Genomic DNA, 24,090 nt, shown 5'->3' on the forward strand with positions numbered 1-24,090 from the left:
CGAAGAGTACGAGGCGACCGCACACGGAGAGGTGTGACATGTCCGAAACGGACACCAGGCCCACGTTGACCTACAAGCAGATCTGCGGCCGACTCGACGACATCGGCGACCACCTGGAGCGGCTCAACGTCCGCGCCGAGAAGGAGGGGTCGCTGCTCGACGAGGACGAGAAGCGCTGGGGCGAGCTGACCGCCGAGTTCGACGAGCTGACCGCCGAGAAGCGCCGCCTGGAGCGGCAGGCCGACCTCCTCCGCGTCAAGCGGGAGCGGGTGTCGGCGACCGCCGCCCGCGGGGGCCGCACCGAGCGCGGCTCCGACGACTTCGACGCCGACCCTCTCGGCGAGCCGGACTCCATCGAGGAGGGCCGGTTCAACAACCCGTGGGACATCTCCGAGATGCGCATGGGTCTCACCCCGACCGCCCGGGGCGCCGAGCTGCGCGCCCGCGCCAAGTCCGCCATCGAGAAGATGCAGGGCACCACCGATCGGCGTCGCGAGGGCGCGACGCAGATCATCGAGCGGTGGGACAACGAGAAGGGCGAGCTGTCCGAGCTGGTGCTCGCCACGTCGTCCCCGGCGTACCTGCGGGCGTTCACGAAGCTCGCCCGCTCCCAGGGCCGCTCCGAGGTGCTCAACGAGGAGGAGCGGGCCGCCGTCGACCGGGCCATGTCGCTCACCGACGCGGCCGGCGGGTTCCTCGTCCCGTTCCAGCTCGACCCGACGGTGATCATCACCTCCGACGGGTCGTTCAACCAGGTCCGGCAGATCGCCCGGACCGTCGTCGCCACCGGCGACGTGTGGAACGGCGTGTCGGCCGGCGCCGTGTCGTGGTCGTACGACGCGGAGGCGGCGGAGGTGTCGGACGACACCCCGACCTTCGCTCAGCCGTCGATCACGATCCGCACCGCCCGCGGCTTCGTCCCGATCTCGCTTGAGGCGTACATGGACGCCGCGAACGTCGCGGACGAGGTCGGCCGGCTCCTCGCGCAGGGCCGAGAGGACCTGGAGTCGCAGGTGTTCGTCACCGGCGTCGCCGCGTCCAACCAGCCGGTGGGGGTGCTGTCGGCGATCTCGGCGACCGACGGCGGCTCCCCGGACCGCACCGTCGACTCGACCACGACCGACACCTTCGCCATCGGCGACCTGTACCGGCTGTACAACGCCCTCCCCGCCCGGTACCGGGCGAGGGCGTCGTGGCTGTCGAACAACAGCATCTACTCCCTCGCCCGCCAGTTCGACACCCAGGGCGGCGCCGGCCTGTGGGCCACCCTCGGCCAGGACCGGCCCGACGGGCTGATCGGCAAGCCGGTGTACGAGGCGGAGGCGATGGACGGCACGATCACCGCCGCCAGCGACAACTACGTGCTGCTGTTCGGGGACTTCTCGAACTACGTGATCGCCGACCGGGTCGGCATGACCGTCGAGTTCATCCCCCACCTGATGGGCGCCAACCGCCGGCCGACCGGCCAGCGCGGCTGGTTCGCCTACTACCGGAACGGCGCCGACGTGGTGAACACCGCGGCGTTCCGGCTCCTCAACGTCACCTGACCCTGGAGGGTGCTCATGGCCCGGTCCGCTTTCAAGCCCGCCGCCTACCGCGTCCGCGAGTCGTTCGCCGTCCCACACGAGGGCTTCCCGCGGGTGTACCCGGCGGGGCGGCTCATCTCGGCGGACGACCCGCTCGTCGCCACCCACGCCCACCTGTTGCAGCCGGTGGACGAGGTGATGGAGCAGGCGACCAGCGGGCCGGGCGAGCGCCGCAACATCCCCCTGCCTCCCGACCCGGCCGCCTGATGGCGCTGTCGTCGTCGAACCTCCCAAGGAGAAGCCCGATGCCCCACATGTACCCCCCCGAGGACGAGCGGTCCCCCGCGTCGCCGTTCGCCCCGCTCCAGCCCGCCGCCGGTGTCGTCGCCGACGACGCCGACGAGAAGGGCCAGAACCTGGCCGGCGGCCCGAAGGCCGCTGAGGCCGGCAACCTCGGCCGCGACGTGGTCGAGGAGCGCGAGAAGGCCAACTCCGGCGAGTTCACCGGCGAGCGGAACGACCCGGCGATGGCGGAGGCGAACTCGCTGTCCGACCCCGACGCCCCCGCGGCCGTCGTGAAGGACGGCGTCGCCAAGGCCGGCAAGGCCCCCGACAAGAAGTAGATGGGCTACCTCGAACGCCGCGCCCCCTACGTCGCCGCCCACCGCGCCGACTTGGGGGAGGTGTTCGAGGACATCGCCGTCACCGTCACGTCGCTCCACGAGGCGACCGGCGCGACGACGGTGGGCAGCGTGTTCGACCGGTCCCGCTGGGATGGGGTCCTGCGGGACCGGCTGCTGCTCCGTAACAAGCTCACCGCCGTCGACTTCGCCGCCGACGAAGCAGGCGACCGGCTGAACCCCGGCGACCTCGACGGGTTCCTCATCTCGTCCGCTGGCCTGTCGGCCGAGAACATCAACGGCACCACCGAGGCGGCGCTCGACGAGGCGCTGACAGCCGACGAGCCGGACGCCGAACTGGCCCGAGTGCTCGGCGTGCTGCTCGGCGTCCGGCTGGATCAGGTGGCGTCGTCGTCGGTGACGACCACGTCGAACTTCGGGTCGCTCATCGGCGCCCGCCAGGCGGGCCGCGGTGTGAAGCGTTGGGTGGTGAACTCCGGGAACCCCCGGGCGAAGCACGCGGCGATGAACGGCTCCGCCGTCCCGCTCGGCTCCCGGTTCGGCAACGGGATGGACTACCCGGGCGACCCGATCGGCGGCGCCGACAACAACGCCAACTGTCAGTGCTCCATGACCTTCGAGGGGGACGACTGACATGCTCGCCTCCCTCGCCGACCTCCAAGCCCGGTTCACGATCACCGACACCGACCGGGCCGAGGTGTACCTGGCCGAAGCCGACGCCATCGTCAAGGCCGTCACCGGTCAGACCATCGAGCTTGTCGAGGGCGACACGGCCACCCTCGACTCCTACGGCCGCCGCAGGCTGCAACTCCCGCAGCTTCCCGTGGTCGACGTGACCGCCGTCGCGGTCGACGGGCGGTCCTTGCTGGCCGGCGAGTACACGTGGGACACGGCCGGAGGGCTGTGGCGGCCGGGAAGGTGGCCGACCGGCGGCCGGATCGTGACCGTCACCTACTCGCACGGCTACGAAGATGTGCCTGCCGAGTTGGTCGGCGTCGTGTGCCGCATCGCCTACCGGATGCTCCGCTCCGGCGACCCGGCACCGTCCGGAGCGGTGAAGGCGAAGTCGGTCGCCGACTACTCCGTCACCTACGACACCACCGCCACCGACGGGCTGCGGTTCGACGAGGCCGAGCTGCTCGCCCGGTTCATGCTGCCGGTGGCGCCGTGACCGACCTCGCCGACCTCCGCGCTCTCGTCGAAGCCGAGATGCTCGACGCCTGCACGATCACCCGCGACCGCGAAGGCGTCGGCGACGACGTACGCAACGAGGAGACCGGCGCCCTCGAACCGCCAGCCCCGGACACGACGACTGTATACACGGGGCCGTGCCTGTTCGTGGCGGCGTCCCGGACGCGTCAGAGCCGCGACGAGGAGCAGGGCGGTGCCGCGGTGTACCCGGTGGAGTACGACTGCCGCATCCCCCTCTCGGCACCGGTGGTCGAGCGTGGCGACGTGGTGACCGTGACAGCGGTGGGGCCGGATGGAGACGAGTCGCTGATCGACCGGCCGTTGGTCGTTGTCGGCGTCGAGCGTGTGTCGAAGACCGTCGCCCGGCGTCTGTCGCTGTACGAGGCCGAGCGCGGCCCCCGAGTCTGACAAGGAGCCTCCGATGGCGACCCTCGCAACCCAGAACGTCTCCCTCACCGGCCTGAGCCCCGCCTACACGACGGCGGCGGGTGGTGGCGACAAGTTCCGGCCGCGGCCCGACACGTTCCTCCACGTGGTGAACGGCTCCGGAGGGTCGATCACGGTGACGGTGGACTCGAAGCGGCCGTCGGACTACGGGACGGACGTGAACATCGCCGTGGCGGTGCCGGCGGGGCAGGAACGGATGATCGGCCCGTTCGACCCGGGCCGGTTCGCCGGTGCCGGCGGTCTCGCCGACGTGTCCTACTCGGGGGTCACGTCGCTGACGGTTGCGGTGATCCGCATCCCGGGGGCCTGATGGCGTCGGCCGACGAGGTCGCCCGGGACATCGCCGGGCTGGCTTCCAAGGCGAAGAGCGGCGCCGTCGGCCTGGTCGGGGCGTACGCGCAGCGCCTGCTCGGCGAGGTGGAGGGGAACGCCCGGCAGGCGCTCGGCTCGGACCCGGGGATGCCGGACTACCACGGTTCGATGGGCATCCAGCCGATCCGGGCGAAGTTCGTGGGGGCGACGGTGGGGACGCACCATCCGGGCGGGTTCCGGTCGGAGCAGGGGTTCCACGGGACCGACAAGCGGGGAGCGAAGATCGACCAGCCTCCCCGTCCGCATTGGGGGCCTGCTGCCGATGCCGTGTGGGACGACTTCGCCGAAGCCGTCGGCGAGCTGGGGCTGCCGTGAACGACCGGCGGAAGGTGACGCAGGCGCTGATCGACATGCTCGCCGCTGCCACCACCCGCCCCGTCGGCGACCTCGACCGCCCCCCGGCCGGCGTGGAACCGTTCGCCGTGGTGTACCCGATCCCAGGGGGTTCGTCGGACGGGCCGGCGCAGTGGCCGCATGCCGACGTGGACCGCGTCTACCAGGTGTCGTCGGTCGGGAAGGACCGGTGGCAGGCGGAGTGGATGGCCGACAAGGTCCGCGCCGCGATCCTCGGCCGGAACGGGAACGGCGCCTACGTGAACCCGATCACCGTCGATGGGGTGGTGGTGTTCGAGCGGGACGAGTACGCGCAGGGCGCTCCGATCCGTGAGGGGGCGCTGGTCTCCATCGGCGACCGCTACGTGCTGCGCACGACCCCGGCCTAACCGCTAGGCGCGGCTCGGACAACGGAACGCCGTTCAGGGCGCGGACCGTGTCGCACGGCCAAGCCTGCATGCACTCCCAGCAGTACGTCGGCTCGTTGTCCCATGACACCCGTGCGTGGAGGCTGAGCGCCGTCACCAGTCGTGCCTCCAACTCCCACCGGGGCGTCTCGTCGTCCCACACGTCCTCCATTGTCCCACGTCTGACCGTCCATGAGGAGGCCCGTCGTGTCCTACACCAACACCGATGTGTCGATCCGAGTGGGGAGCGACACGACGCGCCTCGTTCGGACGCTGCGCATCATCGCCAAGCACGCCCAGGCGTGCGCTGACGAACTCGATGCTGAGCGCATCGCCGAGGACTCCTGATGGCCGACACCGTCGTCATAGCCCACCCCGACAACCCGGAGCGCACCTTCCGGACGCTCCGATCCTCGTTCACCACCAAGTACCAGTCCCGAGGCTTCGTCGAAGTCGGCGACCTCAAGCGCGACCAGCTGGAAGTGGCAGCCGCAGCCGCCGGGGTGACCCGGACCCGCGGCTCCACCAAGGCGGCCGTCGCCGAGGCTCTCGTCGAAGCCGTCGACTACCCCCCGCCGATGCCGTCCCTGCCCGACGATCGCCCCAAGGAGGGCTGACCCATGTCCCGCTACTCGCTCCGCGACGGCCGCCTCCGGGTGATCATGATGACCGTCGCCCCCGCCGACCTGGAAGCCCCGACCATCGCCGAGTTGGCCGCCGGTGTCGACCTCCGCGGCGTCGAGAACGACGAGGCGCTCGCCGCCGACGGGATCAACGGCTGGGAGGTCAACGTCGCCAACGACCCGACCCCCGACGCGCTCTCCTACCGCACAGGGACGATCCCCGGTGAGGAGACCTACGCCGAGTCGTCGCTGGAGTTCTGGCGGGGCACGGCGAGCACGGTGATCTACGACGCGTCGGACCCGGGCCTGTCGGTGTGGGTGTCGTTCGTGGAGGCCGCGTCGCCGTCCGCAGCGATCGCCGCCGGCAACGACATCGACACCTGGCCGGCGCGCATCTCGACGCGGACGAAGCTGCGAGCGCTGAACGGGCCGGCGCAGTTCCGGGTGAACTTCGCGCCGCAGGTCCCGACCCTCGACGGCACCGTCGCAGCGTGAGCGGGCGCGACGAGGTCGTCGCCCGCCTCCTCAACCGGCCGGTCCGCCAGGAGATCGTCGCGTTCGCCGAGAACCCGGCGGACGCTGACCGTCTGCGCGTCCTTCAGGGACGGGTCCTGCGGGCGCAGAACCCGCCGCGAGGGGTTCCGGTCAACCCGGTTGAGGTCGCCGACGCCGAAGCCGAGTTGGCGGCCTTCCAGGCGATGTTGAAGGGCCGGCTGATCCGGTTTACTCTCGAGCCGGTCGACCCGAAGGTCTGGGACGCGTTGGAGGCGGAGCACCCGCCGACTGACCAGCAGAAGGCCGAGTACAAGCGGGCGATGGCCGAGGCTCTCGCCGCCGTCGGGAACGGCAAGGCGGTCCCGGCTCCGCTGCGATACAACACGGACACGTTCCCGGCCGCCCTTGTGGCGGCCGCTGTGGCGCGTATCGAGTTCGGCGACGGCGAGGTTGCCGACTCGCTTCATCCGGCTGAGGCGGAGCAGATGTGGGCGTCTCGGGCGTGGCCGGAAGGTGACCTCGACCTGCTGTTCCAGAACGCCGAGGCGCTGTCCAAGGTCAACACCAGTGTCGGTGACCTGGGAAAAGACTGAGGGAGGACGACGACTTTCGCCTCGAACTCGACCTCTGTTTCGGCGAACTGCGCATCCAGCATCGGGAGTGGCTTGACTGGCCGGAGCTTGAGCGGGCGAAGTCGCTCGCCTGGCTGATCGACAAGCGGACCCGCTGCCCGTCGTGTAGCGCGCACGACGACATGCTCCGCGACCCGGTCACCGGGCGGCCTCTGCCGGACCCCCCGTTCGTCGCCGACGCCGTCGAATGCGAGGGGTGCCGCCTCCGTTACGCGCTCGCCGAGGAACTGCGGGACGAGGAGCGAAGGGTGCCGCCGAAGGTGTTCCTGAGACGCCGCCGCCCGGAGGACGACGAGTAGCCGTTCAGCAGTCGGAGGTGATCTCGCACACCTCGTCGTGAACCCGTGCGTCGGTCTGCGCCCGCTGCCACATCGCGGCGGCGATCACCACGGCCAGGCAGACGATCACCACCAGCCACGGGTTGGTGGACGGCGCTCGACGGTTCGACACGGACACGCATCGTAAGAGGCTCGCAGCACCCTCGCAGATACGCGAAGGAGGTGATCACCCGAAATGGCATGGAGAAACATCGACATCGCGTTGCGGGCCGACACCTCCAACTACGAGCAGGGGATGAAGCGGTCGTCGGACACGACCCGACGGTTCCGCACCGAGCAGGAGCAGGCGGTCACCAAGTCCCGCGCCAACATGCAACAACTCGGCCAGGGGGCGATGGTCGTCGGCGGGGCGATGGTCGCCGGGTTCGGGTTGGCGGTGAACGCGTCCGCCCAGTTCGAGCGGCAGCTTTCCGAGCTGGGCGCCGTATCGGGGGCGTCGTCGTCGGAAATGGGCCGGCTGCGGGCCGCGGTGCTGGAGGCCGGCGCGGCGACCGTGTTCTCCGCCGGTGAGGCCGCTCAGGGCGCCACCGAACTGGCGAAGGCCGGCGTGTCCACCGCGGACATCCTCGGCGGCGGCCTGACCGGCGCGCTGAACCTCGCCGCCGCCGGGAACCTGAGCCTCGCCAGGGCCGCCGAGATCGCCGCGGCGGGGATGAACACGTTCGGCCTCGCCGGTTCCGATGTGCCCCGCATCGCCGACACCCTCGCCGCCGCGGCGAACAAGAGCGCCGCCGACGTGGAGGACATCGGCATGGCCCTCCAGCAGTCGGGCCTTGTCGCCGACCAGTTCGGGCTGACCATCGAGGAGACGAGCGGCATCCTCGCCATGTTCTCCCAGGCGGGCCTCAACGGGTCCGACGCCGGCACGTCGTTCAAGACGATGCTGCAACGCCTCGTGCCGCAGTCGGTCGAGGCGGCGTCGATGATGCACGAACTGAACCTCCAGTTCTTCGACTCGGAGGGCGCTTTCACCGGGATCGCGAGCGTCGCCGAGCAGCTCCAGGACCGGCTCGGGAGCCTGTCCGACGAGCAGCGCGCTACCGCCCTCTCCACCCTGTTCGGCGCCGACGCGGTCCGTGGCGCGACGATCCTCATGGAGGGCGGCGCCGAGGCGGTCGGCCGGTGGACCGAGAACGTCACCGACCAGGGGTACGCGGCGGACCTCGCCGCCGAGAAGCTCGACAACCTGGCCGGCGACCTGGAGTCGCTGCGCGGGTCGCTGGAGACGACCCTGATCGGCGCCGGTTCGCAGGCGAACGGCGTGATGCGGACGATGGTTCAGACGGCCACCGACCTCGTCAACGGCCTCGGCGGCCTCCCCGCCCCCATCCAGACGACCGCCACCGCGGTGTCCGGCCTCGGCGGCGGCCTCCTGTTCCTCGGCGGCGGCATCGCCTACTTGAAGCCGAAGGTCGACGCCGCCCGAGAGGCGCTTGCCGCGATGGGCACCGCTGGCGCCACGGCGAACACCGTTCTCGGCAAGGTCGGGCCGGCCGCGGCGATTGCCGCAGTGGGACTCGGCGTCGTCGCCGCCGAACTCGGTCGGATCGACGCCGAAGTCGCCGAAGTCGTCGCGTCAGCGACCGCCGACCTCGACCTCACGAACATGGAAGACCTCGGCACCGCCGTCGAGCGTCTCAGCGAGCAGGTGCGGGAAGCGCAGCAGGCCGCCGACCCCGGCTTCTGGAACATCCAGCCGTGGTGGGAGACCTCCGAGTCGCAGCGCGAAGCCAACGAGATGGGCGAAGCCCTCGACCGGCTTGTGTTCCGCATGCGGATGGCCGGCGCCGAAGCCGAAGTCGTCCAGAGGAACCTGACCGGCTGGAAGGAGTCGATGCCCGGCCTCACCGCCGCTCTCGGCCTGTCCGAGGAGGCGGTACGCGAACTCGCCGACCGGTACGACATCGACCTGTCGGGCGCCTACCGGGACCTGCTCCCCGCGTTGCAGGCCGTGAAGGCGGAGCAGCAGGCCAGCGTGGAGACGACCGGCCATCTGAGCGACGCTACCGGCGATCTCGGCGAGGACGTGGGCGACCTTGAGGAGCAGTTGGGCGGCGAGACGGAGGCGGCGAAGGCGGCCCGGGACGCGCATGAGAAGTGGCTGGAGTCGTTGGAGGGGATCAACGACTCGTTCCTCGACCCGGTCGGCACGTGGAACGACCTGTTGCAGGACAACGCTCAGGAGTTGTCGGACAACGCCAACGAGGTGATCTCGTGGTGGAACGCCACCCACGACGGTGCTGACAAGGCGGCCACGTCGTGGGAGGACTTCCGCGACCGGGCGGTGCCCGCGATCGACGAGTACATGGACAAGCTGCGCGAGCAGGTGCAGGCGCAGACCGAGTGGCGCACGAACCTCGGGATCATCGCCATGCGGGCCGGCGAGGATGTCGCGTCCGAGATGGCCGGGTGGGGTCCGGAAGCGGCCGGTCTGATCGCTGAAATGGCGAAGGCGTCCGACGCCGAATTGCAGGCGTTCGTCAACGACGTGGTCAAGCCGCAGATGGCGAACGCAGCCGGAGCCGTGGACACGGAGATGCAGGTGATGGCTGCCTATGGCCGACAGGGCGGTCGAGCCACTGCCGAAGCGATTTCTGAGGAGACCGGGGTCACGCCGCAGGAGGTGCAGCGGATCATCTCGGAGGCGAACGGCTTGCTCGGGTTGCAGATGGGGGTGATGAACGAGATCGCCCGTCAAGGGGCACACGCCACCTACCGGTCGGTCGCCGACGAACTGGGTCTGACGCCGGCCGAGGTTCGTACGATCATGGCGAACGCCGGGGCCGAGCAGACGACCGGCATGCGGATCATGACTGCCGCAGCCGACCTCGGCGCCGCGGCGACGGTGTGGGCGATCGCTACCCGGCTCGGTGTGACCCCTGGGATCGTCCGCGACGTGACGCGTGCGGCGGGCCTTGAACTCCAAGAAGGGATCAACCCTCTCTTGGGTGCGGTCGGGGCATCACGGGTGACGGTGTACGCCAACGCTCGGGGGGCGGTGTTCGAAGATCATTCGCCGCAGATCGGCGACGGCCGGGTGGTCCGGCTGTGGAACGAGCCCGAGACCGGTGGGGAGGCGTACCTTCCCAAGTTCGGCGACCGGTCCCGTGGCCGAGCCATCCTCAACGTGGCGGCCGACTGGTACGACATGGCGGTCCTCCCGAAGGACCGGGTGCCCGACGAGTTCCGGGTGCGCCGGTTCGCGACGGGTGGGGTGCTGACCGGCGACTTCGCGAACATGTTCATGTCGTCCGCCGACCTGCCGCCGACCCCCGAGTTCGACCCGCTCGCGTTCCCGTTGGAGACCGGCTACAAGGCCGGCTGGGAGTACATGCGCGGCGAGGTGGGGGCGTGGATCGACCGGACGTTGGCGGCCACGTCGTTCGCCGGTGACGCCGGTGGACTCAACCCGATCCTGCTCGGCAAGTTCAACCTGTGGAACGCGCTGACCGGCGGCGGGCACTACATCGTGTCCGGCTACCGGTCGTACGCCGAGCAGGCCGCCCTGTACGCGAGGTACCTGGCCGGCGACCCGTCGCTGACGTTGGTCGCCCCGCCGGGGTCGTCGAACCACCAGCTGGGTCTCGCGATCGACCACGCCCCCGATTCGACGGCCTATGACCGGCCGGTCGGCTACGCGCTCGGTGTTCACTGGCCGGTGCCGCGGGAGCCGTGGCACATGGAGGTCGTCGGGATGCCGCGATCGTTCACCCCGTTCTCCTACGACCAGGGCGGCTGGCTCCCTCAGGGCCTGTCGTTGGCGTACAACGGGACGGGCGCGCCGGAGCCGGTCGGGATGCCGAACGTCAACGTGAACGTCGAAGCGCGGGTGTTCATGGGGGACCGGGAGATCACCGATATCGTCCGGGTCGAGTCGCGGGTGGTGGCGTCCGAGGTCATGGTCGACGGGGTGAACCGGATGCGCCGCGGGTTCACGAGGAGGCCGCGCTGATGGCCGAAGCCGTCGCGTTCGACATTCACCCGACCGACGGCGAGCAGATGCTCACCCTGTGGTCCGACGCGGTCGTCCGGCCTCGGGGCGGGATGGTGTCTCCGGAGCCGATCGACTGGTTCCCGTCGGACGACGACCGGGCGGTGTCGTTGCAGGTGACCGACTGGTTGACCACGTCGGGGTATGTGGGGACGGCGCGGGGCCACGCCCGGGCGTTCGGCGCGGCGACAGAGGCTGACCCGACGATCACGGCGGACCAGCAGTGGCGGGACTTCGCGTGGTCCGGCGCAGCCACCGGTGCCGGGTACCGGATGAACTGGTTCGGCCAGGTTGAGAACATCGGCGGCGCCCCGGCGATCACGGGCCAGTCGGACGTGCTGACGCCGGGCGGCTTCGCCCGCTGCTTCGCGATGGACTACACGTCGAAGAAGCACATCGTGGCGTCGGGGAACGGGACGCTGTTCGCCCGGGCGGGCTCCCGCATCGCCGCCGGCCCGCTGCCGAAGGTCACCGAGGGCTGGGACCGGATCGTCGGCATGTGGGTGGACCCGGCGTCCTGGTCGGACCCGGCCGGCCAGCGCGGCTATCTCCTCGACCGGTACGGGACGCTGTTCCCGTTCGGGGGGATGGATCCGTCGTCGATCCAGTTGCACGACGAGGCCGGCCAGTACCGCGACCTCGTCGTCCGCTCCGCCGACCCGGACCCGCTGATCTACCGGGCGCTGGACTTGTACGGGGTGCCGCATCTGGTGGTGGCGTCGTCGCCACCCGAGTTCCAGATCGTCGCCCCGCGGCACACGGTGACCGACACGACCCGCCCCCGTGTGATACCCCGTTACTTGGACGCGGAGGGCGACCCGCTGGCGTCGTGGGAGTTCCGCATCTTCACGAAGGCGCAGCGGCTCATCGCCGGGTGGGACGCTGCCACCTCTCCGGCGCTCGTGGAGGCGACGGTCCTCGGGCCGGTCCTGTACTACGACCTCACGGTCGACCTGCCGAACGGCCGGTACATCATCGTCGGGCGGGCGACGGACGCCGCCGGGCGCGTGTCCGAGTGGTACGAGATCGACTGGCAGCAGGCGGTCGTGTACCCGTCGGCGCCGCCGCTGGTGGTCGTGGAGGACGGGTCGGTGCCGGGGCCGGCGGCACGACTGACGATCGGTACGCCGGTCGGGGTGGGCGCGGGCCGGAAGGCGATCATGGGCGGGTCGTTGACCCGGCACGCGGCGAACGAGGCGGGCCGCGAGCAGCCCGACTCAGGGTGGGACTTGCGGTACCCGGACAGCGTGGCTGGGGTGCCGGTGTACGACGGCGGCACGCTCGGCAACTGGCACGAGGAGTTCGCCGACCGGTGGGCGGCGCTCGTGTCGTATGAGGCGACAACGCCGGAGCCGGTGGTGTGGTGGTTCCAGGTGCTGCTCCACCAGGACGACGTGCTCCTCTACACCGAGTCGCAGCTGGCCGGGTTCGCCGACGACCTCGTCACGGCGATGCGGGGCCTGTACGACGTGCCCATCTACGTGTCGCCGATGCCCTACTACGAGGAGGGCACCCGCTGTTCGGTGGACGACGAGTCGGTGCAGATCACCGAGCGGATCGTCGCCCATCTGGTCGCCGACGAGGGGTGTCTGGTGGGGCCGGTGATGCCGCTTGTGGAGGCCCGGCTGGTGCAGGAGACCTCGTGCCACCTGTTGGACGAGGGGCGAGCGGTGCAGGCAGCGGTGCTGCTCGCGTTCTTCGCCCCGGCAACCGCGGCGTTGTCGGCGCCAGGGGTGGCGTTGATGGCGGCGGTGCCGGAAGTGGACCCGGTCGACGTAACCGTGTACGGGGCGTCCGGGTCGTTCGGGACGTGGGCGTCGCCGCTGCCCCGCGCCCACATCGGGGAGACGCACGCGGTCGCAGGGTTGGCGCAGCCCGACAGCGCGGGGGCCGGGCCGCCGACGGTCGCACCCGACGGGCAGGTCGTGCGAGCCACGTCGGGCGCCCCGTCGCGGATGTCAGCCCCCGTGTTCGACCCGAGCAGCGACACGCCCTACACGGTGGAGTTCCCGACGACGACCGGCGACCTCTCCGTGTCGGGGACGACCGGCAACGGCGGCGCCCCGATCGGCCGGTGGCACCGCATCCGGTCCCCGCTCGGTCAGCGGCTCGTCGCGTTCTCCCCGCAGCCGTACTCGGGGCAGAACGTCGCCGCCGACGGCCACCTCCCGGTGATGGCCGGGTTGAGGAAGAAGGTGGCGACCGGCCGGCTGGTGGCCGACCCGAAGCTGACGTTCACCGCGGCCGACCTGTACGACAAGGCGGTCGTCTCGTTGGGCGCCACCGACGCCGACGCCTTGTTCCCCGAGGCGACGAACAGCCACGGCGAGACGTACCGGGCGGTACGAACGTTCGTGAACAGCGCCCTGCTGGCCGACGGCCGACACGTCGTCGTCGCAGTGCAGGACTTCCCGGCGGGCGGCCGGTCCGGCGCGCTGGCCGTGTTCGACGTGGCCGACGACCCCGGCACGGCGGTCGCCTACTACCAACTGCCGGACATGGAGACCGACGGCGGCGACCTGCTGGAGCAGCCGCCGATCCACGTCGCCGCGTCCCCGGTGATCGACGCCGACGACGGCCAGCGGTTCTCGGTCGTGTACGACACGGCGGTAGGCGCCGACGACTGGCCGAACATGGCGCAGGTGTTCACCTTCGACCGCGAAGCCGGGACGGTGGAGCCGCTGACCGCGGCGTTCCTTCCGGTCAACGACTTCCTCACCGGCGCCGAGACGTACGACGCCGACTTCGACCGGCAGTTCGGCCGCGCCGTCTGGTGGGTGGACGGAACCCTGTGGCTCACCTCGAAGGGTGCCGCCGGTGTCACACCGACGTTCGCGAGCGACACGCACGTCTACTGCCCCGCCGGCGCGCTGTACACCGAAGCCGAGGCGTCGTCAGGATGGGAGAACCGGGCCGGGGTGCAGCCGACGCCCGACACACTCGCCCTCCCGCCACGATCAGGGACGAACAGCGCCACCGCCGACATCGCTGTGGACTCTGCGTCCGGCCGGGTGTGGGAAGTCCAGCTCGGCGGCTACGTCAACGTCTACACCCCCGAGTCGCCGCTTCTCGCCCGACCGGAACTGCTCGACAACCCCACCTTCGTTGTCGACGTGACCGGCTGGTCGTCCCCCGATGGCACCGCCGGCATCGACCACTCCACGGACAACGGCGGCCGTTTGGTCGCCACGAAAGCCGGGGCCGGTAGCGAAGCGGAGTGGGAGTCGGATGTCGTGCCGATCCCCGCCGAGTTCCGGACCGGCAGGTACACGATCGGCGCTTACGCCGATGTCACTGCGGTCACCGTCGCCAGGGACGTGCGGATCGAAGTCGTCCCCCTCACCGACGCGCTAGCCCCGGCTGGCACCGGAACGGGACCGTGGCGGCCGGCCGACACCGTCGACCCGCACCGCGTCCACGCCGCCACCCTGTCGCCGTCGACGGCCACGCAGGCGAAGGTCGTCGTCCGCTTCCGCGGCGCCACGAACGGCGACCAGATCGCCGTCGACCTCGCCTCCCTGCGCGTCGCCCCGGTCACCCCCCACGACTACATCGACCTCAACGTCGGCGCTCTCGCCTCGTCCGGCTCACCCGCCGTCGGCGGCATCGCCCTCGCCTCCGCCCGCGGCTACGCGTGGGTGCCGTACGTCGAGACGACCGGCCCGCCGCAGCAGGCGTGGCTGTTCTCCATCGGCGCCAACCCCCCCGCCTTCGCGTCCCTCACCGACGTGCAAGCCCTCGCCGCCGCCGACCTCACCGTCGAAGTCCCCCACTACGCCGAAATCCAGTTCTCCGACGACGACGGCGTCACCTGGCAGCCGGTCCGCGACGCCACCGTCCTCCCCCTCTCCGAGAACCTGTTCGGCGCCGCCACCGACGAGGAACTCCCCGCCAACCGTCAGCGGCTCTACCGGCTCCGCGTCTGGCGGGAAACCCCCGGCTACGTGAGCAGCGAATGGGGACCGTCCACGGGGTTCACCCTGCTCGGCGTCACCGACGCCTGGCTGTCCGACCCCACCACCCGCGGCTCAGCGGTCCCCGTCGCCCCGATCGACATGGAAGACGCCGACGCCCTCCCCGCAGGAGTGTTCTACGCCGACGGCCGCCCCGACCCGATCGTCCGGGTCGCCACCCGCCAGGCGGCGACCGGCACGTTCCCGTTCCGCACGCTCGACAAGGCCGCCCACGACGCGCTCAGAGCGTTGACCGCCGACGGCCGCCCGCTCCTCCTCCGGCACGTCCTCGGGGAGAACACCTACTTCGTGCCGCTCGACCGGTCACGCCGGCAGGTGCGGGCCGCACCCCGGCTGGACGAGCCGTTCCCGACCCGCCACTTCTACGAGCACACCGTCGACTACGTCGAAGTGGCGAGGCCCTGATGGGTCTAATTCAGCGAGCCGCCACGGGAGAGCCACTGCGCGATCCAGCGCACGGCGACGCTCATCTGCGTGCGGTACGACGAGCGGATCGTGGGGCCACCAGTGTCCCGCACGGCTGCCTGGTACTGGTCGAAGGCGGCAACGAACGGGGGGTGCAGGTCGCTCACTCGGCGGACGCCTCGCCGAAGCGTCCGCTTCTGATCAGTTCACCGATGCGCCGCCCGGCCTCTTCGGCGCTCTCGACGCCGGGGAACTGCCAGCTCTTCACGAAGTCCCGCATGTCGGCGGCGTTGGCCTCAGCGGTCTCGGTCAGCACGTCGACGGCGAGTCCGTGGTCGTGCGTGTCCGCCGGCCAGAACGGCCGCTCCCGTAGAGGCGGCTGGGCGGCGACCACGTCGCCCCACGCCTCCCCGACCCGTCGCTGCCACTCCTCGACCGTCTCACCCTCGCGACGCGGACCAACCGGCTCAGCCATGCGCCCATCCTACGACGACACGGTCCTCTGATGTGGCCCGTGTCCGACCTGTTCCTCACCACGGCGAGGACCGGCACCGCCAAGCAGGTCGCCTACGTCGACGTGGTCACCGGCGGCAACACCGTCGGCGACCCCATCCCCTTCACCTCCGCAGAGATCAACGTCCGCCTCAGCGACGCCACCCGCCGCTCCGTCACCTTCACCGCCCTCGACCCCGACGGCACCCTCTGGCCCACCGCCGCGGGCGCCCGCTTCTCCCCATGGGGAACCGAGATACGCGTCCGCATCGGCTTCGCCTACGACGACGGCACCGAAGAACTCGCCCCCGCCGGCATCTACCGCCTCGTCAGCATGGACGACGACGGCCTCGGCTCCATCCCCACCGAAGGCGAAGACCGCTCCGTCAACGTCCAGCCCGGCGCCCCCTACCCCTACGTGATCCCCTCCGGCATCACCATCGACGAAGCCGTACGACGCGTCCTCACCGCCCGCTACGAGGCCGCCGAACTCGTCGCCATCACCTCCCCGTGGACCGTCCCTCCGATGGTGTTCCCCTACGGCGAGGACCACTGGTCGCTCCTCCTCGACCTCGCCGAATCCGGCGGCCACGACCTCGCCGTCAACGCCGCCGGCCAATTCCAGTTGCGCGACACCCAAGAGGACGCCACCCGCATCCTCGAATACGTGGAAGGAGTGGACAACGTCGTGTTCGACGTGGTCCGGGAACTCGCCGCCGACCCCCGCCAAGTGCCCAACGGGATCATCGTGGAGGGCACGAACAGCCGGCTGACGGCCGACGTGATCGGCCAAGCGTGGGACGAGGACCCGACCTCCCCGACGAGGCGCGACGGGCCGTACGGGAACCACGCTCAGACCGAGTCGGACGACAAGGTCATGACGAACCTGCAAGCCGAGGCCGCCGCCCGGGGCCTGCTCCGCGAGGCGCTCGGCTCGCAGCATCGGCTGACGATGTCCGCTCCGGTGAACCCGGCGCACGACGTGGGCGACGTGATCCGGGTCCGCTACCCGTCCCGCGGGATCGACGGTGAGTACGTGATCGACGAGCTGGACTTCTCGACGGATCCGGCGGAGCCGATGCGGGTGGGCTGCCGGCGGCGGGTGGTGACCGGGTGAGCAGCGCCGCCGAGCGCGCCGCCCGGGCCGTCACCTCACGGCTCGCAAAGGATGTCGAGGCGTCCCGCCCGCCGCGCCGCCGGTTCGTCTACGGCACCGTCACCGCGGTCGACTCGGACGCGTCGACGGTGACGGTGTCGATCGGGTCGGCGGTGGACGGGTATGTGGTGCCGTGGTTCGGGACCGATCTGCCGGAGGTGGGGGCGCGGATCGCGTTGGCGCCGACGATGGATGGCGGAACCGACTTCGTCCCCGTCGGCGTCCCCGGCACCGTCGCAGCCGCCCCCGACTTCACCGGGTTCCTCACGTCGAACGCCGCCTCGCTCACCGTCGGCCCTACCGCCCCGGTATCCCCGGCCGTCAACGACCTCTGGGTCGACACCTCATAGTAGGAGCAGCCATGACCAAGCCGAAGGTGCTCGCCAAGCCGGTGATGGTGGCCGGCGACGGCGACCCGCCCGGATCGCCGCTCAAGCGGCTCGACGCAGGCACCCGCCGCTCGGACCTCCCCCCGTCGGAACTCGCGCAGCTCTGCGACGACCACTTCACGGACGGCTGACATGGCAGGGTTCATCGACACTCTCGAACAGGCGATCCTCGACCACGTCCTCAACGACGGCACCTACACCCCGCCGGCCAACTGGTTCGTGGCCCTCTCCACGACCACCCCGACCGACGCGGGCGGGAACTTCACGGAACCGTCCGGCAACGGCTACGCCCGGGTCTCCACCGCGGCCGCCGACTGGGCCGCCGCCACGGGGACGGCCCCGGCGACGAAGTCGAACGCCAACGCCATCACCTTCCCGGCGGCGACCGGGTCGTGGGGCACGATCACCCACTTCGGCCTGTTCGCCGCGTCGTCGGGTGGCACCGTCCAGATTTGGGGGGCGCTGACCACGTCGAAGTCGATCACCTCCGGCGACACCGCCTCGTTCGCCGCGTCCGGGTTGACGATCCAGCTCGGCGACCCGACGGACACGTTCTGATGGCCGACCGCTACTCAGCAGCGACGCTCACGTCCGCCGCCCCGGCGCTCGACACCCCGTTCTTCGAGTTCCGCAACGGCGCGTCAGTCGTCGCGAAAATCCACGAGCTGATCGTCACGCTCGGCGCGGCGACAGCGACGAACGTCGAGCTTCACCGGGCGACCGCTCAGGGGACCGGCGGGTCGAACGCGCCGACGCTCGGGGCGGCGAACAAGGAGAACCCGAACATAGCGAACTCGGGTCTCACCGGCGTCTTCTCCAACGCGTTCACCGCCGCCCCGACCTTCACCGCGGCGAGCCGGCTCCGCCGGCAGGCGCTCCCCGCCGCGATCGGCGCCGGCCTCCACTGGGTGTTCCCTGAGGGGTTGGACGTGCCCCGCTCCACGTCGGTCATCCTCGTCACGCCGGTGATCGCCGGTGCCGCCCAGATCTTCACGACGGTGGTCTGGTCCGAGATCCAGGCGTAGACCGTGCCGCATCAGCGCCTAGGCGGCGCCCCGGCTGCGACGTTCCTCCGCACCGGGTCGGCGAACATGGGCGCCACGGCGGGGGCGGCCGGCCACGGCCAGATCCTCCCGGCGGATACCCCGCAGGAGCTCGTCATCCCGCCCGGCCCGGCTCCGGCGCCGTCGAGCATCATCGAACAGCCCGCAGTCGTTGTCGACCTGTCCGGCTCGTCGGGTTCGGCGTCGGGAGGGTCCGGGTCGCTGTCCGTCGTCCGGTCGGTCGTCGCCACAGCCGGGGCGGCCGGGTCGTCGGGGGGGTCCCTCGTGGCGACGAGAGGCCTGTCAGCGACCGCTGGGGCCGCTGGCGGCGCCGCGGGGACGCTGCGTCGCTCTACCGGGCTGTCCGGGGCTGCGGCGACGGCGGGGGCGGCCAGGGCGGCGCCGACCCTCCTGCGGGGACTGTCGAGCCGTGGACCCGCGGCGGGGGCCGCGAAGGCGACAGTCGCCCGCACAGCAGGCCTCCGAGGCACAGCGAACGGCGCCGACTCCGGGGTGGCTGCGATCTTCCGGTTGCGACGCCGGTTCGCTGCCTCAGCCGTCGCCGCCGCGGGTGCGACCGGGACGGCGACCCGACTCACGACGTTCGCTGGGAAGGCTGCGGTCGCCGTCGGCGCCACCGGCTCCCTGGACGCCGTGACGGTCACCGCGTTGAAGCGGTGGGATGGTACGGCGTGGGTGGCGACACCGTTCATGGTGTGGACCGGGTCGGCGTGGGAGTCGAAGCCGCTGAAACGGTGGGACGGCGCTGTCTGGGTGGTCGTGTAGGCCGTCGCTTCCGGATGCCGCCGTAGGTTCCGGCTGGGGCCGCCCGGCTCAGAGGGTGCGCCGGGCGGCCCCTGTTTGGAGGGACACGCCGGGCCGGCGGCCGGGTAGGGAAGCGGCGAGCCTCCCCTGCGCCCATCCGACAGTCAGATCAGAGAGGCCGACGCCGCGGTCGGATACGACGGGGGTGGTGCCCCCGGCCCCACTGTGGAGAAGGGCCGGGGCTTCCATGCTGGCTCTCCTTTGTTAGCGGGGTCCGGGTCTCCACTCCCGGGACGGCCACCATTCTACGCCTCCTGCATCCTCGCCGCGGAGCGGGGTTGGGGCGACGGTCGCTGCCGTCAGGGCGGCCCGTCGCACCCCGGAGGTTGGGCGGTGCCCGACCCGAACCCTGGCAACCCGCACCTCACCGACAAGCTCGCCGGCCTCCCACAACGGGAGGTGGCGGCGTGGTGCGACGACCGGCTCCGCAAGGTGCACGGCGGCCGCTACGACCACCTGTCGGACGGTGACCTGTACCGGCTGCTCGCCGACTTCCGCGACGGCCGGCCCGAGATCGAGTCGTGGTGCCCACCTGAGCCGACGCGTGCGTCGAAGCGGAAGCCGCGCTCGCCGGGTGTGACGGTGGAGGTGGCTGACGAGATGCGTCGCCTGCACGGCAAGGGGGTGCCGTTCCGGCTGCTGGCCGCTCGGTTCGACGTGTCCGAGACGTACGCCCGGAACATCGTGTCGGGAAAGACGAAGCCGCGTGCGGGGTGGGGGTCGGCGCGCCCTGCATCCGATGATCCTGTTTCGCGGCGGGTTAGCGAGAGTGCGTGACCCCCGTGGAGCGTGCCCTGCTGATGGTCGCCCGCGCTGTGTTGGCGGACGTTCTGCGGGGCGTGGAGTCGGCTGCTCGGTGGTTGGCGGGTCGGGTTGAGCCAAAGGGTGAGCCGTTCGACGGGGAGGCGGTGGACGAGTGGTGCCGCCGCTGGGAGCAGGAGATGCGCGCATGAGCCGAACCGCCGAGCAGGCCGGGTTCCCGGCCGACGAGTTCCCGCCGTGGGCCGTCCTCGACCTCGCCTCGCTGTCCCTCACGGGCGCCGACATGCCGGGCATCAAGAACCGGCTCGTGCTCCACACCACCGAAAGCCTCTGGTACCACCCGACCCTCCGCGAGGACATCAACAACGGCGCCACCACCTACGACGGGTTCGGCCACCCGAACTTCCCAACGTGGACCCTCGACCGTGACGGCACCCTCTACGTCCACTGCTCCGCGAGGCGGACCAGCCGGGCGCTCCTGAACCCGCCGGGCGGTGTCGAGACGAACCGCTGGAACGTCGTGCAGGTCGAGATCGTCGGCGTCGCCTCCGGCGGCTGGGCGGGCCTCACCGACGCCCAGAAGGTGACGCTTCGCCGGCTGGTGTGGTGGTGCATCGACCACGGCTACTGCACTCTCAGGTTCCCGCCGCAGGGCTGGGCGAAGTACCCGGACCTCCCCGCGGCGCGCCGGTTCAGCCCCGACGAGTGGCGCGCTTGGGACGGCATCTGCGGCCACGAGCACGTCACCGAGAACACCCACCGCGACCCCGGCGACTTCACCGCCGCCGAGCCGTACCTGAGCGTCAACCCGAACGAGGAGGAGGACCCCTTGGCCGGTATCACGATCGAGCAGATCGCCCAGGTCGTCGAGGACAAGGTCAAGGCTGCGCTCGCCGCCGACCCCGCCTCGGCGGCCGAGACGAACCTGTCCCGCCGCAACGCCGCCAGCGCGAAGATCGCCGCCGCCGACATCGACCTCATCAAGACGCCGCCGGGGCCGCAGCGCGACGCGATCCTGCATGAGCGCGCCGAGGGTCTGGCGTCGTTCCGTTCAGCCGGCGGCGATCCGTCGGTGTTCGGCGACCCGCCGGAGTTCGTGCCGGCAGCGTGATGCCCACGGCCACGAAGGCGCTCCGCTGGTACGACGACGGCTTCGGCGGCCAGTGGCCGGACTGCGACGCCTGCCTCGCGCGTCTGCGTGAGCCGGGCCTGCGGGCGTCGTGCGCGTCGGTCGGAATCGAGCACGGCAAGTCGACCGTCGACGTGCTCGCCGACTACCTCGACCTGTTCCACCGGCGGGGCCACACGCAATAAGGAGGCGGCCGGGACGCCTGCGTGAACAGACGCCCCGGCCTGTACCCCGATCCCCTGGCTGAGAGGGAACCGGAGATGGACGACCGTAGTGAGTACGCCGAGCGCGTGCCCACCCGACAAGACAGAGCCGCCGCCGACCATCCGGATACGTGACGGCGTGGAGGTGACGTGGGCCGATCGGCCGACAACCACGGGAAGCGACGGTGACTGTTGTCGTTCGACTGGGCGGCCCTCGTCGCCTTCTATGGGCCGGCTGCGCTGCCGTTGGCGCTGCTGCTCTGGCTGTTCTTCGACCAGCGCAAGGAGCTGCGCGAGGAACGGGAGCGGGCCGCGAAGCAGTTGGAGCAGGCGCTTCCCGCGTTGTCCGAGTCGACAGCGGCGCTGGCGGCGTCGTCGAAAGTCCTCGAGCGGGTCACTTCGCTTCCTTCCCCGGAGCAGGTGGCCCGGCTCATCTTCTTCTTGGAGCGGGCGGAGCGGCGGCTGGAGGACCGGTGAGGTGGCCGTGGCAGTCGCGGCGGCCGGACCGGTTGGACCGGTTGGAGGCGGCGTTCTGCCGGGTGTTGGACGAGCATCAGAGGGCGGTCGAGGAGCACCGTGAGCGGCTGGAACGGGCGGAGCGACAGCAGACGGAGGCTGACCGAGGCCGAGATGGCTGACCCCGTGATCCGGGCGGTCGCCGACGCCACGGACGAGCTTCGGGAGGAGCGGTTCTGGCGGCACCTCACCGTCGCCGTCCTCGCCGTCGCCATCGTCCTTCTGCTCGCGGTGGGCGGGGTGGTGGTGGTGAATCTCCGGGCGACTCAGGCCCGGGACCGGCAGGCCCGCCGTGAGCAGGCGTACACGGTGGCGGTCGCCGAGAACCGGGAGTGCGTGTCGGAGCTGGCCCGCGAGGTGGGGGCGTTGAACGCCCGTCAGACGGCGGGGAACTCCTTCCTGATCGCGAGCATCGTGAGGATCGTCGCTGACCGGGCGGACGCGGCGGACGCCGATGTGGTGGCGCTGGTGGACCGGGCCGACAAGCTGATCGGCGACGCTGTCCCGTTGCAGCAGGCGGCTGAGGACTATCTGGCGGCCGACTTGCTGTGTCCGACGCCGACGCCACCGGGAGGTTGAGGAGGCTGTCGTGGCTGACGACATGTGCCTGTTCTGTGGCAGAACCCGCTCGGCCTACGGCTCGCCGCCCTGCTGCCCGTCGCGTGCCGCCTACTCGTCGGCGGACGTGTACCGCACCATCCGGGAGGCGGGCGGCCTCGACGCGCTGGGATGGGAAGCGGTTCCGGAGGACTGATCGGCGGAAGGGAGGCGGTTGATGCGCGGCAACCACTGGTACTGAACCCGCCTACTCTAAACTTCTCGTTTAGAGTCTCGGTTTAGAGTGTTTCGAGTAGGCGTCGCCGACTACGGTCGGGCCATGCAGGCCGAGGTTGACGAGGCGTGGGAGCAGGAGCGTGCCGCCGCTCTCGGGCTCTCGTTGGTCGCCTATCGGCGTCAGTACGCGCCGTGGCGGCTGCCGCCCGCCCACGTCGACTACGAGGACGAGGACCGGCGTCGCGGCGGTAGACGGCCCTTGACGCGACGAACTGGCCCCGCTCCTTCGTGAGCGGGGCCTCGTCGCGTCTAGCGCCGGTTCAATTCCAGAGCGGTCCGCTGTTCCACGCCTCGGCGAAGGCGCGGAGGGCGGCCGCTGTCTCGTCCATGGCGATGGCGAGCAGCCTGCGCTCCTCGACGACCGACGCCCACAACTGCGCGACGCGCACCGCGGCCAGTTCCGTCTCGGCTTCCCGGACGAGGAACCACTCGGTACGTGCGCCGCCCCGGCTACAAGGAGGAAACGATGGGCTCACCACAAGCCGTCCTGCTCATTCTCCCACGTCCCGCCTGTCCCTGCATCCGTTCCCGCTAAACCCGGGCCCGCTACCCAAGAGCACATGACCCGTCACCGCTTCGGCCTCGGCGAATGGTTCGTCCTCGTCGCGGCTGCCGCACTCGCCGTCCTCGCCTTCCTCGCCCCCGCAGCCGGCGCGCAGGAGCTTGCGCCGCCCGGTGAGGTGGTGTCCGACGGCGGCGACTACGTCCTGTTCAACCTGGACCTCACCGTCCTCGCCCTCGTCCTCGGGACGGTGCTGCCGATGCTCGTGTCGGTGGCGACGGCGAAGCTCGCGTCACCCGCCGTGAAGCAGTTGACCCTCGTCGCGCTGGCCGCGGCTGCGGCGCTGGTGGAGGGGGCGGTGGCTGGCGGCGGGGTGTTCACGTTGGACGCGGTAGTCGGGTTCGTGGTGACGTTCGGGTGGGCGGTCCTCGCCTACTTCGGGGTGCACAGGGGGACGACGGACCCGGCGATCCAGTCCGCGATCCCGGGCGGGATCGGCGCCCCACGCGTGCGGACGTGACGGCAACGGGCGGGAATGGTGGGCTTGTCGACCCGTCCTCGGCCGGCGACAACTTCACCATTCCTGCTTCGGATGAGCGTCTGATCGCCTGTTTGGACGAGTGGGTGCAGGCGGGCTGCCCCGACGAGTTCCCCGTAGGACGCGGCGAGGAGTAGAGAGTCGTCGTCAAGGTTGCGGCATCTCACGGCCTGCCGCCGAACACCGGATGCTCGACGCGGAACAGGTCGTACATCTGGTGGCGCTTCTCGGGCGGCTCGATGTAGCCGAGGACGTAGCCGACGTTGGCGTCGGCGTGCTCGTTGACAGAGCGGTAGGCGTTCATGAACCGCGTCGCCCGGCCCTTG

At 70.9% G+C, this 24,090-nt stretch carries 33 protein-coding genes; 29 read left to right on the forward strand and 4 right to left on the reverse strand.

All coding sequences use genetic code 11. The features are described from left to right. Nucleotides 1-38 precede the first annotated feature (38 nt). The 14 genes from VGB14_00315 (at nucleotide 39) to VGB14_00380 (ending at nucleotide 6,966) form a co-directional block, all read left to right on the forward strand. Nucleotides 39-1,547: a phage major capsid protein gene (locus tag VGB14_00315; protein ID HEX9991345.1), complete on the forward strand. Its 1,509-nt coding sequence runs from the start codon at nucleotides 39-41 to the stop codon at nucleotides 1,545-1,547. Nucleotides 1,548-1,562: 15 nt separating this feature from the next. Beyond that, nucleotides 1,563-1,793, forward strand: a complete 231-nt coding sequence (locus VGB14_00320; protein HEX9991346.1) for a hypothetical protein — start codon at nucleotides 1,563-1,565, stop codon at nucleotides 1,791-1,793. A gap of 38 nt (nucleotides 1,794-1,831) precedes the next feature. Next, the gene (locus VGB14_00325; GenBank protein HEX9991347.1) at nucleotides 1,832-2,149 is read left to right on the forward strand and encodes a hypothetical protein; all 318 of its coding nucleotides are present in this window, start codon (nucleotides 1,832-1,834) and stop codon (nucleotides 2,147-2,149) included. Beyond that, nucleotides 2,150-2,800, forward strand: a complete 651-nt coding sequence (locus VGB14_00330; protein ID HEX9991348.1) for a hypothetical protein — start codon at nucleotides 2,150-2,152, stop codon at nucleotides 2,798-2,800. A gap of 1 nt (nucleotide 2,801) precedes the next feature. Next, nucleotides 2,802-3,338 carry a hypothetical protein gene (locus tag VGB14_00335; protein HEX9991349.1) on the forward strand — a complete coding sequence of 179 codons (537 nt, stop codon included), beginning with the start codon at nucleotides 2,802-2,804 and terminating at the stop codon, nucleotides 3,336-3,338. Continuing rightward, the gene (locus VGB14_00340) at nucleotides 3,335-3,766 is read left to right on the forward strand and encodes a DUF6093 family protein (protein ID HEX9991350.1); all 432 of its coding nucleotides are present in this window, start codon (nucleotides 3,335-3,337) and stop codon (nucleotides 3,764-3,766) included. Before VGB14_00335 ends, VGB14_00340 begins: the two co-directional genes overlap by 4 nt. 13 nt (nucleotides 3,767-3,779) lie before the next feature. Continuing rightward, nucleotides 3,780-4,115, forward strand: a complete 336-nt coding sequence (locus VGB14_00345; protein HEX9991351.1) for a hypothetical protein — start codon at nucleotides 3,780-3,782, stop codon at nucleotides 4,113-4,115. Continuing rightward, nucleotides 4,115-4,492, forward strand: a complete 378-nt coding sequence (locus tag VGB14_00350; GenBank protein ID HEX9991352.1) for a hypothetical protein — start codon at nucleotides 4,115-4,117, stop codon at nucleotides 4,490-4,492. Before VGB14_00345 ends, VGB14_00350 begins: the two co-directional genes overlap by 1 nt. Next, entirely contained in the window at nucleotides 4,489-4,899 is a 411-nt protein-coding gene (locus VGB14_00355; GenBank protein ID HEX9991353.1) for a hypothetical protein, read from the forward strand. Before VGB14_00350 ends, VGB14_00355 begins: the two co-directional genes overlap by 4 nt. Before the next feature lie 225 nt (nucleotides 4,900-5,124). Further along, the gene (locus VGB14_00360; GenBank protein ID HEX9991354.1) at nucleotides 5,125-5,265 is read left to right on the forward strand and encodes a hypothetical protein; all 141 of its coding nucleotides are present in this window, start codon (nucleotides 5,125-5,127) and stop codon (nucleotides 5,263-5,265) included. Continuing rightward, the gene (locus VGB14_00365) at nucleotides 5,265-5,534 is read left to right on the forward strand and encodes a hypothetical protein (GenBank protein ID HEX9991355.1); all 270 of its coding nucleotides are present in this window, start codon (nucleotides 5,265-5,267) and stop codon (nucleotides 5,532-5,534) included. Before VGB14_00360 ends, VGB14_00365 begins: the two co-directional genes overlap by 1 nt. A gap of 3 nt (nucleotides 5,535-5,537) precedes the next feature. After that, nucleotides 5,538-6,035: a hypothetical protein gene (locus tag VGB14_00370; protein HEX9991356.1), complete on the forward strand. Its 498-nt coding sequence runs from the start codon at nucleotides 5,538-5,540 to the stop codon at nucleotides 6,033-6,035. Continuing rightward, nucleotides 6,032-6,628 carry a hypothetical protein gene (locus tag VGB14_00375; GenBank protein ID HEX9991357.1) on the forward strand — a complete coding sequence of 199 codons (597 nt, stop codon included), beginning with the start codon at nucleotides 6,032-6,034 and terminating at the stop codon, nucleotides 6,626-6,628. Before VGB14_00370 ends, VGB14_00375 begins: the two co-directional genes overlap by 4 nt. A gap of 161 nt (nucleotides 6,629-6,789) precedes the next feature. Then, nucleotides 6,790-6,966 carry a hypothetical protein gene (locus tag VGB14_00380; protein ID HEX9991358.1) on the forward strand — a complete coding sequence of 59 codons (177 nt, stop codon included), beginning with the start codon at nucleotides 6,790-6,792 and terminating at the stop codon, nucleotides 6,964-6,966. Nucleotides 6,967-6,970: 4 nt separating this feature from the next. Here VGB14_00380 and VGB14_00385 read toward each other — a convergent pair whose 3' ends face one another. Then, nucleotides 6,971-7,117 (reverse strand): hypothetical protein, encoded by a 147-nt coding sequence (locus tag VGB14_00385; GenBank protein HEX9991359.1) that lies wholly within the window; start codon nucleotides 7,115-7,117, stop codon nucleotides 6,971-6,973. Nucleotides 7,118-7,180: 63 nt separating this feature from the next. On the opposite strand from VGB14_00385, the gene VGB14_00390 reads away from it, so the two are divergent. Further along, nucleotides 7,181-10,957 carry a phage tail tape measure protein gene (locus VGB14_00390; GenBank protein ID HEX9991360.1) on the forward strand — a complete coding sequence of 1,259 codons (3,777 nt, stop codon included), beginning with the start codon at nucleotides 7,181-7,183 and terminating at the stop codon, nucleotides 10,955-10,957. After that, the gene (locus VGB14_00395) at nucleotides 10,957-15,375 is read left to right on the forward strand and encodes a hypothetical protein (protein ID HEX9991361.1); all 4,419 of its coding nucleotides are present in this window, start codon (nucleotides 10,957-10,959) and stop codon (nucleotides 15,373-15,375) included. Before VGB14_00390 ends, VGB14_00395 begins: the two co-directional genes overlap by 1 nt. Before the next feature lie 5 nt (nucleotides 15,376-15,380). On the opposite strand, the gene VGB14_00400 is transcribed toward VGB14_00395, so the two are convergent. Further along, nucleotides 15,381-15,542 carry a hypothetical protein gene (locus tag VGB14_00400; GenBank protein ID HEX9991362.1) on the reverse strand — a complete coding sequence of 54 codons (162 nt, stop codon included), beginning with the start codon at nucleotides 15,540-15,542 and terminating at the stop codon, nucleotides 15,381-15,383. After that, nucleotides 15,539-15,850 (reverse strand): hypothetical protein, encoded by a 312-nt coding sequence (locus VGB14_00405; protein ID HEX9991363.1) that lies wholly within the window; start codon nucleotides 15,848-15,850, stop codon nucleotides 15,539-15,541. The genes VGB14_00400 and VGB14_00405 overlap by 4 nt, the downstream gene beginning before the upstream one ends. Before the next feature lie 30 nt (nucleotides 15,851-15,880). Here VGB14_00405 and VGB14_00410 point away from each other — a divergent pair, with 30 nt between their 5' ends. The 12 genes from VGB14_00410 to VGB14_00465 all read left to right on the forward strand — a co-directional run bounded on the left by VGB14_00410 (nucleotide 15,881) and on the right by VGB14_00465 (nucleotide 22,644). After that, nucleotides 15,881-16,984, forward strand: coding sequence for a DUF5047 domain-containing protein (locus tag VGB14_00410; GenBank protein HEX9991364.1), 1,104 nt, complete (start codon nucleotides 15,881-15,883; stop codon nucleotides 16,982-16,984). Continuing rightward, entirely contained in the window at nucleotides 16,981-17,373 is a 393-nt protein-coding gene (locus VGB14_00415; protein HEX9991365.1) for a hypothetical protein, read from the forward strand. The genes VGB14_00410 and VGB14_00415 overlap by 4 nt, the downstream gene beginning before the upstream one ends. Before the next feature lie 11 nt (nucleotides 17,374-17,384). Continuing rightward, nucleotides 17,385-17,543 (forward strand): hypothetical protein, encoded by a 159-nt coding sequence (locus VGB14_00420; protein ID HEX9991366.1) that lies wholly within the window; start codon nucleotides 17,385-17,387, stop codon nucleotides 17,541-17,543. A gap of 1 nt (nucleotide 17,544) precedes the next feature. Then, nucleotides 17,545-17,970: a hypothetical protein gene (locus VGB14_00425; protein HEX9991367.1), complete on the forward strand. Its 426-nt coding sequence runs from the start codon at nucleotides 17,545-17,547 to the stop codon at nucleotides 17,968-17,970. Beyond that, nucleotides 17,970-18,437, forward strand: coding sequence for a hypothetical protein (locus VGB14_00430; GenBank protein ID HEX9991368.1), 468 nt, complete (start codon nucleotides 17,970-17,972; stop codon nucleotides 18,435-18,437). The genes VGB14_00425 and VGB14_00430 overlap by 1 nt, the downstream gene beginning before the upstream one ends. A gap of 531 nt (nucleotides 18,438-18,968) precedes the next feature. Next, nucleotides 18,969-19,241 carry a hypothetical protein gene (locus tag VGB14_00435; GenBank protein HEX9991369.1) on the forward strand — a complete coding sequence of 91 codons (273 nt, stop codon included), beginning with the start codon at nucleotides 18,969-18,971 and terminating at the stop codon, nucleotides 19,239-19,241. Nucleotides 19,242-19,613: 372 nt separating this feature from the next. Continuing rightward, complete coding sequence (locus VGB14_00440; protein ID HEX9991370.1) at nucleotides 19,614-20,057, forward strand: hypothetical protein; 444 nt, start codon at nucleotides 19,614-19,616, stop codon at nucleotides 20,055-20,057. A gap of 172 nt (nucleotides 20,058-20,229) precedes the next feature. Beyond that, complete coding sequence (locus tag VGB14_00445) at nucleotides 20,230-21,153, forward strand: hypothetical protein (protein ID HEX9991371.1); 924 nt, start codon at nucleotides 20,230-20,232, stop codon at nucleotides 21,151-21,153. Next, on the forward strand, nucleotides 21,153-21,356 hold the full coding sequence (locus VGB14_00450; protein ID HEX9991372.1) for a hypothetical protein: 204 nt from the start codon (nucleotides 21,153-21,155) through the stop codon (nucleotides 21,354-21,356). The genes VGB14_00445 and VGB14_00450 overlap by 1 nt, the downstream gene beginning before the upstream one ends. Nucleotides 21,357-21,566: 210 nt before the next feature. After that, nucleotides 21,567-21,851 (forward strand): hypothetical protein, encoded by a 285-nt coding sequence (locus tag VGB14_00455; protein ID HEX9991373.1) that lies wholly within the window; start codon nucleotides 21,567-21,569, stop codon nucleotides 21,849-21,851. A 99-nt stretch (nucleotides 21,852-21,950) separates the two neighbouring features. Continuing rightward, nucleotides 21,951-22,469, forward strand: coding sequence for a hypothetical protein (locus tag VGB14_00460; protein ID HEX9991374.1), 519 nt, complete (start codon nucleotides 21,951-21,953; stop codon nucleotides 22,467-22,469). A 10-nt stretch (nucleotides 22,470-22,479) separates the two neighbouring features. Continuing rightward, nucleotides 22,480-22,644: a hypothetical protein gene (locus tag VGB14_00465; protein HEX9991375.1), complete on the forward strand. Its 165-nt coding sequence runs from the start codon at nucleotides 22,480-22,482 to the stop codon at nucleotides 22,642-22,644. 340 nt (nucleotides 22,645-22,984) lie between these two features. On the opposite strand, the gene VGB14_00470 is transcribed toward VGB14_00465, so the two are convergent. Continuing rightward, nucleotides 22,985-23,200 (reverse strand): hypothetical protein, encoded by a 216-nt coding sequence (locus VGB14_00470; protein ID HEX9991376.1) that lies wholly within the window; start codon nucleotides 23,198-23,200, stop codon nucleotides 22,985-22,987. Nucleotides 23,201-23,284: 84 nt separating this feature from the next. On the opposite strand from VGB14_00470, the gene VGB14_00475 reads away from it, so the two are divergent. Further along, on the forward strand, nucleotides 23,285-23,746 hold the full coding sequence (locus tag VGB14_00475) for a hypothetical protein (GenBank protein ID HEX9991377.1): 462 nt from the start codon (nucleotides 23,285-23,287) through the stop codon (nucleotides 23,744-23,746). Nucleotides 23,747-24,090: the final 344 nt, after the last annotated feature.

Source organism: Acidimicrobiales bacterium (genome assembly GCA_036399815.1).
Lineage (GTDB): Bacteria > Actinomycetota > Acidimicrobiia > Acidimicrobiales > DASWMK01 > DASWMK01.